Raw genomic sequence first — 6,222 nt, 5'->3', positions numbered from 1 at the left:
ATCTGGGAGCACTGGGGCCGGCCCGACATCGGCTGGTACCACGGTGGACACACCGGTTTCTTCCAGGCCCGGCCCGTTCAACGCTACGTCGACGCCGCGGTGGTGCAATCCGGTCTGGTCGACAGCCGGCCTGCGTCAACGACAAAGTGACCGCCGCTGGGGTCCCCTCCGCTCCAGCGACGGCCACTGTTGGTCCGAGGATGCCCCGCATTACCGCCGGGTCGGGGGTCAGACCGTAATACGGAGCTATCCGCAACCAGGTTTACCCCGCCCATGCGAGACTCAAACCGGCCCCTGATGCTCAAACCGACAGTCCTCATGCTTCGAGAATCGCCGTCACGCCCTGGCCACCGGCCGCGCAGATGGAAATCAGACCCCGCACCGGCTGACCGGTCTCGGCTTTCTTCTGGGCCAGTTGCTTGGCCAGCTGGGCCACGATCCGCCCGCCCGTCGCGGCGAACGGGTGCCCGGCGGCCAGCGAGGAGCCGTTGACGTTCAGCCTCGCCCGGTCGATCGCGCCCAGCGCTGAATCCAGGCCCAGCCGCTCCTTGCAGTACTCCTCGGACTCCCAGGCCTGCAGATGACACAGCACCACCGAGGCGAACGCCTCGTGGATCTCGTAGAAGTCGAAGTCCTGCAGGCTCAGCCCGTTGCGGGCCAGCAGCCGCGGCACGGCGTAGGTGGGCGCCATCAGCAGGCCGTCGGCGCCGTTGATGTAGTCCACCGCGGCGGTCTCGGCGTCGACGAAGTAGGCCAGTGGGGTCAGCGAATGGTCCTGTGCCCATTGCTCGCTGGACAGCAGAGCCACCGAGGCGCCGTCGGTCAGCGGGGTGGAGTTGCCGGCCGTCATCGTCGCGTCGCCGTTCTTGACTCCGAACACCGGCTTGAGGGTGGCGAGTTTCTCCGCCGAGGAGTCCGGGCGCAGGTTGTTGTCGCGGTACAGACCCAGGAACGGGGTGACCAGATCGTCGAAGAACCCTCGGTCATACGCCGCCGCCATGTTGCGGTGGCTGGCGGCCGCCAACTGATCCTGCTCGACGCGCTTGATACCCATCTTCTTGGCGGTGACGGAGGCGTGCTCGCCCATCGACAGCCCGGTGCGGGGCTCACCGTTGGTCGGGATCTCCACACCCAGAGCGGCCGGCAGCCGACCGACCAGTTTGAGCCGGTCGACGTTTGACTTCGCGCGGCGCAGCCCCAGCAGTGAGCGACGCAGGTTGTCTCCCAGCCCGATCGGCGCGTCGGAGGTGGTGTCCACCCCGCCGGCGGCGGCTACCTCGTACCGTCCCAGGGCGATGCCGTCGGCGGCGGCGATGGCGGACTGCAGCCCGGTGCCGCAGGCCTGCTGGAGGTCGAACGCCGGGGTGTACGGCGACAGCTTGCTGCCCAGCACGCTTTCGCGCATCAGGTTGAAATCGCGGCTGTGTTTGAGGACCGCCCCGCCGATCACCGCATCGAGGCGCTGACCCCGCAGGCCGAACCGGTCCGCCAGGCCGTCCAGTGCGGCGGTGAACATGTCCTGATTGGACGCCTCGGCGTAGGCACTGTCCGAACGGGCGAACGGGATGCGATTACCGCCGAGAACGGCGACCCGGCGCCGGGTGGAAGGAGCCACGACAAAACCTCCGCTGATATCGGGCGACCAATGGGTATGCGAACCCCTGTGAGAGAACCCATAGTACGCACCCTCCTTACTCTGGAGTAAGTTCGTTCCCACCTACGACGTATCGCAAACGCGAAAGGCACTCCCGTGGCTTCCGACCTTCTGTCCCAGGTGATCAATTCCGCCCCCGGATCGTTTCTCGCCAAACAGTTCGGCCTGCCCGCAGCCGAGACGCTGCGCCGCTACCGTCCGGGCGACCCGGCGCTGGACGGCTCACTGCTGATCGGTGGTGACGGCCGGCTGGCTGAGCCGGTGCGCGCCGCGCTGGCCGACGATTACGACATCGTCGGCAACAACATCGGCGGCCGCTGGGCCGACACCTTCGGCGGCCTGGTGTTCGACGCCACCGGCATCACCGACCCGGCAGGTCTGCGCGGGCTGTTCGAGTTCTTCACCCCGGTGCTGCGCAACCTCGGGCCGTCGGCGCGGGTCGTGGTGCTCGGCAGCACCCCGGCGGAGGTGACCGACGCGCAAGAGCACATCTGCCAGCGCGCCCTGGAGGGCTTCACCCGGTCGCTGGCCAAGGAACTGCGCCGGGGCGCTACCGCGGCACTGGTGTACATCTCCCCCGGCGCCAAGACCGCGGCCACCGGCTGCGAGTCGACGCTGCGGTTCATCCTGTCGGCGAAGTCGGCCTACGTCGACGGACAGGTGTTCTACGTCGGTGCCGACGACTCCCACCGGCCCGCGGACTGGAACAAGCCGCTGGCCGGCAAGGTCGGCATCGTCACCGGCGCGGCCCGCGGAATCGGCGCCACCATCGCCGAGGTCTTCGCCCGCGACGGCGCGACGGTGGTGGCCGTCGACGTCCCGCAGGCTGCCGAGGCCCTGGAAGAAACTGCGGCCCGGGTGGGCGGCACCGCGCTGGCGCTGGACGTCACCGCGGCCGACGCCGTCGACCGGATCACCGCGCACCTGCGCGAGCACTTCTCCGACGTCAATGGCGGCCGGGCCGACATCCTGGTCAACAACGCCGGCATCACCCGAGACAAACTGCTGGCCAACATGGACGACGCCCGCTGGGATGCGGTGATCGCGGTGAATCTGCAAGCGCCCCTTCGGCTCACCGAAGGTCTGGTGGGCAACGGCAGCATCGGCGAGGGCGGCCGGGTGATCGGCCTGTCGTCGATGGCGGGGATCGCCGGGAACCGCGGGCAGACCAACTACGCCACCACCAAGGCCGGCATGATCGGCCTCACCCAGGCACTGGCACCGTCGCTGGCCCACAAGGGCATCACCATCAACGCCGTCGCCCCGGGGTTCATCGAGACCGAGATGACCGCGGCGATCCCGCTGGCCACCCGGGAGGTGGGCCGACGGCTGAACTCGCTGTACCAGGGCGGCGAGCCCGTCGACGTCGCCGAGACCATCTCCTTCTTCGCCAGTCCGGCGTCGAACGCGTTGACCGGCAACGTCATTCGGGTGTGCGGCCAGGCAATGCTGGGGGCCTGAGATGGAACTGCTGACCATGGCTCGCGCCGCCGCCGGCGCGCTTCCCTTCATCCCTCGCGGGGACCGGGTGCCCGAGCGAGTCGTCACGGTGCCTGAGTTGCCGATCGACCGGGCCAATGTAGCGGCCTACGCCGCGGTCACCGGGTTGCGCTACGGCGACCACGTGCCGATCACCTACCCGTTCCTGCTGACCTTCCCGTCGGTGATGTCGCTGCTGAGCGGCTTCGACTTTCCGTTCACGGCGGTCGGGGCGGTCCATGTGGAGAACCAGATCACCGCCCACCGCCCGATCGCGGTCACCGACACGCTCGCGGTGAAGGTTCGGGCGCAGAACCTGCGCGAGCACCGCAAGGGCCTGCTCGTCGACTTCCTCAGCGATGTCTCGGTGGGCAACGACGTTGTCTGGCAGCAGGTCTCGACGTTCCTGCACCAGCAGCGGACCAGTCTGTCCGACGAGGCCAAGCCGGAGCCGGCCACGCAGCCGAAGCTCCCGCCGCCCAGTGCGGTCCTGCGGATCGGCTCCGGGCAGATCCGTCGCTACGCGGCGGTCAGCGGCGACCAGAACCCCATCCACACCAGTTCGGTCGGGGCCAAGCTCTTCGGCTTCCCCACCGCGGTCGCGCACGGGATGTTCAGCGCGGCAGCGGTATTGGCCAATATCTCCGGCCAGCTGCCGGATGCGGTGCGCTACTCGGTGAAGTTCGGCAAGCCGGTGCTGCTGCCGGCCACCGCCGGGCTCTACGTCGACCGGGTCAGCGGCGGCTGGGACATCGCGCTGCGCAACATGACCAAGGGCTACCCGCACCTAACCGGCAGCGTCCGGGCCCTCTAGCGGGACTCGGCCTTGTCGACGTCCCGTTCCGCGGGTGCGCCCTTGAGTCCTCGCCAGAACAGGTTGATCAGCAACTCGGCGGCTTCGTCGACGTCGGCGTCCCCGGCACTGACCCGGGCGGCCACCGCCTCGCCCGCCCCGACCAGTGCGACCGCCATCATGTGGAAGTCACTGTCAGGCACCGGATGACGGGTGCCGGTCTCCAGCAGTCGGGCCACCAGGTCAATGATCTTCTCCCGTCCTTCACGGACGTTGTGGGCGAAGGCCTGGGAACTGGTCGCCTGGGTGTAGAGCACGATCCACGAAGCCCGATGGGCATCGATGTAATGCAGCACCGACAAGATTGTGCGGCGCAACAGCTCACGCGGACTGGCCCGCAGATCGATGTCGGCCCGCACCACGTCGAGGAACCGCCCCATCTCCCGATTCAGGCAGGCGCCGAACAACTCCTCCTTGGAGCCGTAGTACAGGTACAGCATCGGCTTGGAGATCTTCGCCTCGGCAGCGATGGTGTCCATCGACGTCTCGTGGTAGCCGTTGGCCGAGAACATCTGCACGGCGGCGTCCAGCATCTGCTGCTCGCGCACCGCGCGCGGCAGCCGTTTGGTGCCACCGGCAGCCATCGTCAGACCAGCCGGCCTAGCCGCCGCAACGACCGCTGGGGCCCTTGACGCCGGCCATCCGCAGCACCGAGCCCTCCACCGCCGGCATCGCCAGCTCGCCGCTGCTCACGGCGCTCTCCAGCCGGTCGAGCACAGCGGGGACCTCGTCGGTGGTGATCCACAGCGCCTGGTCGACACCGGCCTGCAGGGTGCGCAGCACCGCCTCGGCGACGCCGTAGCGCGCCGAGATGGCGGCCATGCTGGACAGGTCGTCGCTGAAGACCACGCCGTTGAAGCCAGGTCCGCCGTAGCCGCCGCTGCGCAGCAGGTTGACCGCCGGGGCGCTGAGGCTGGCCGGGGTGTTACCGGTCAGTCCGGGCACCTCGAGATGGCCCATCATCACCGCGACCGGACCCTGGCCCACCAGGGTGCGGTAGGGCACCAGGTCGCTGTCCATCAGCTGATCCAGCGGCGGGGTGCTCACCGCGCCGGTGTGCGAATCGCCGGAGCCGTGCCCGTGGCCGGGGAAGTGCTTGAGCACCGGGAGCACACCGGCATCGCGCAGGCCGCGGGCGAACGCCCCGGCGTAGGCGGTGACGGTGGCCGGGTCGTTGGAGAACGACCGGTCGCCGATGACGGTGTCGTCGCCCTGATCGGACACGTCGACCACGGGGGCGAAGTCGACGGTGATGCCCATGCCGCGCATCTGCCGGCCGCGGGACAGCGCGATCTGGTAGACGTCGTCGGCGGTCTTGGTCTGGGCCAGCGTGCGGGCCGGCGGGATGGCGCCGATCATCGACGACAGCCGCGACACCCGGCCGCCTTCCTCGTCCACGCTGACGGCCAGCGGCAGCGGACCCATATTGGAGATGGCGCTGATCGTGCCGTCGGTCAGCATCGACAGATCGGTCCAGCTGCCGATCATGATCCCGCCGACATGGTGGGTGCCGACCACGGCGCGGGCGTCGGCTGCGTTGCGCACCCCGACCATCAGGGTCTGGGCCAGCTTGTCGCGGGTCGACATGGCGGCGAGCATCGCCGAGCCGTCACCACAGGCCGGCGGGGCTGGTGCGGCCGGCGGGGACAGCGGCCCGGACATGGGTGTCACGACGGCCGACTCGGCGCTGGTGACCGTGTCCGAGGAGGGCGCTGCCTTCTGCTCAGCGGGGCTGGAGCAACCGGCCAGGATCATCGGCACGGCCGCCAGAGCAACCGCGGTGCGCACAGTGTTCGAGCGAATAACCATGCGCACATGCTGTCATGAGAGCTGCGGGAGTCCAACCGAGGTGGGTCCGGCGGGTGCGGTGCGTGCTAGGTTGACCAGCGGGGTTGCCCCCGATATGCCGCGCCAGCCAAGGAGTGCCGACAATGACCCGGTTCGTGGTCCCCGCCGCCGCCAGCATGCTGGTAGGCCTGCTACTCGGGGCCGCATCGGTGTTCGGCGCCACCCTGATGATCCAGCAGGACACCAAACCGGCGCTGCAGCCGGGCGACCCGGCGTCCTCGGTGCTCAACCGCGTCGAGTACGGCAACCGCGGCTAACCCCGCTCCTCACTCCTGGCGGCAATCACAACTTGATGCTCCTATTCGTGTCAAGCGGCCTTGAGCCAGTTTCTGTAGGTGTCGGCGAAGGTGTCGTCGCGCTGTAGGCCGCGTTCGATGCGGGAGATGAC

6 protein-coding genes are annotated in these 6,222 nt (G+C 68.9%); 3 read left to right on the top strand and 3 right to left on the bottom strand.

The window, feature by feature from the left end; all coding sequences use genetic code 11:
• Positions 1-316: 316 nt before the first annotated feature.
• Positions 317-1,633, bottom strand: coding sequence for an acetyl-CoA C-acetyltransferase (locus tag ADBZ6I_RS15220; RefSeq protein ID WP_526385277.1), 1,317 nt, complete (start codon positions 1,631-1,633; stop codon positions 317-319).
• 117 nt (positions 1,634-1,750) lie between these two features.
• Here ADBZ6I_RS15220 and ADBZ6I_RS15215 point away from each other — a divergent pair, with 117 nt between their 5' ends.
• Together ADBZ6I_RS15215 and ADBZ6I_RS15210 are read left to right on the top strand one after the other, a co-directional pair.
• Positions 1,751-3,115 carry a 3-oxoacyl-ACP reductase gene (locus ADBZ6I_RS15215; protein ID WP_526385275.1) on the top strand — a complete coding sequence of 455 codons (1,365 nt, stop codon included), beginning with the start codon at positions 1,751-1,753 and terminating at the stop codon, positions 3,113-3,115.
• A gap of 1 nt (position 3,116) precedes the next feature.
• Positions 3,117-3,947 (top strand): MaoC/PaaZ C-terminal domain-containing protein, encoded by an 831-nt coding sequence (locus tag ADBZ6I_RS15210; protein WP_526385273.1) that lies wholly within the window; start codon positions 3,117-3,119, stop codon positions 3,945-3,947.
• On the opposite strand, the gene ADBZ6I_RS15205 is transcribed toward ADBZ6I_RS15210, so the two are convergent.
• Together ADBZ6I_RS15205 and ADBZ6I_RS15200 are read right to left on the bottom strand one after the other, a co-directional pair.
• A complete protein-coding gene (locus tag ADBZ6I_RS15205) occupies positions 3,944-4,570 on the bottom strand; it encodes a TetR/AcrR family transcriptional regulator (RefSeq protein ID WP_526385271.1) in 627 nt (208 codons plus the stop codon). The two genes, ADBZ6I_RS15210 and ADBZ6I_RS15205, sit on opposite strands and share 4 nt — an antisense overlap.
• A gap of 16 nt (positions 4,571-4,586) precedes the next feature.
• Positions 4,587-5,795, bottom strand: coding sequence for a glycoside hydrolase family 3 N-terminal domain-containing protein (locus tag ADBZ6I_RS15200; RefSeq protein WP_526385269.1), 1,209 nt, complete (start codon positions 5,793-5,795; stop codon positions 4,587-4,589).
• A 122-nt stretch (positions 5,796-5,917) separates the two neighbouring features.
• Here ADBZ6I_RS15200 and ADBZ6I_RS15195 point away from each other — a divergent pair, with 122 nt between their 5' ends.
• Entirely contained in the window at positions 5,918-6,091 is a 174-nt protein-coding gene (locus ADBZ6I_RS15195; protein WP_526385267.1) for a DUF2613 family protein, read from the top strand.
• Positions 6,092-6,222 lie beyond the last annotated feature (131 nt).

The sequence above is a fragment of the Mycobacterium sp. genome (genome assembly GCF_044342925.1).
Taxonomy (GTDB): Bacteria; Actinomycetota; Actinomycetes; order Mycobacteriales; family Mycobacteriaceae; genus Mycobacterium.
Note: the sequence above shows the minus strand (reverse complement) of the source record. Positions and strands in the feature narration are given on the sequence as shown.

Excerpts from the sequence above, each read along its gene's own strand:
- ADBZ6I_RS15210 (WP_526385273.1), top strand. The coding sequence starts at position 3,117 with ATGGAACTGCTGACCATGGCTCGCGCCGCCGCCGGCGCGCTTCCCTTC.
- ADBZ6I_RS15205 (WP_526385271.1), bottom strand. The coding sequence starts at position 4,570 with ATGGCTGCCGGTGGCACCAAACGGCTGCCGCGCGCGGTGCGCGAGCAG.
- ADBZ6I_RS15200 (WP_526385269.1), bottom strand. The coding sequence starts at position 5,795 with ATGGTTATTCGCTCGAACACTGTGCGCACCGCGGTTGCTCTGGCGGCC.
- ADBZ6I_RS15195 (WP_526385267.1), top strand. The coding sequence starts at position 5,918 with ATGACCCGGTTCGTGGTCCCCGCCGCCGCCAGCATGCTGGTAGGCCTG.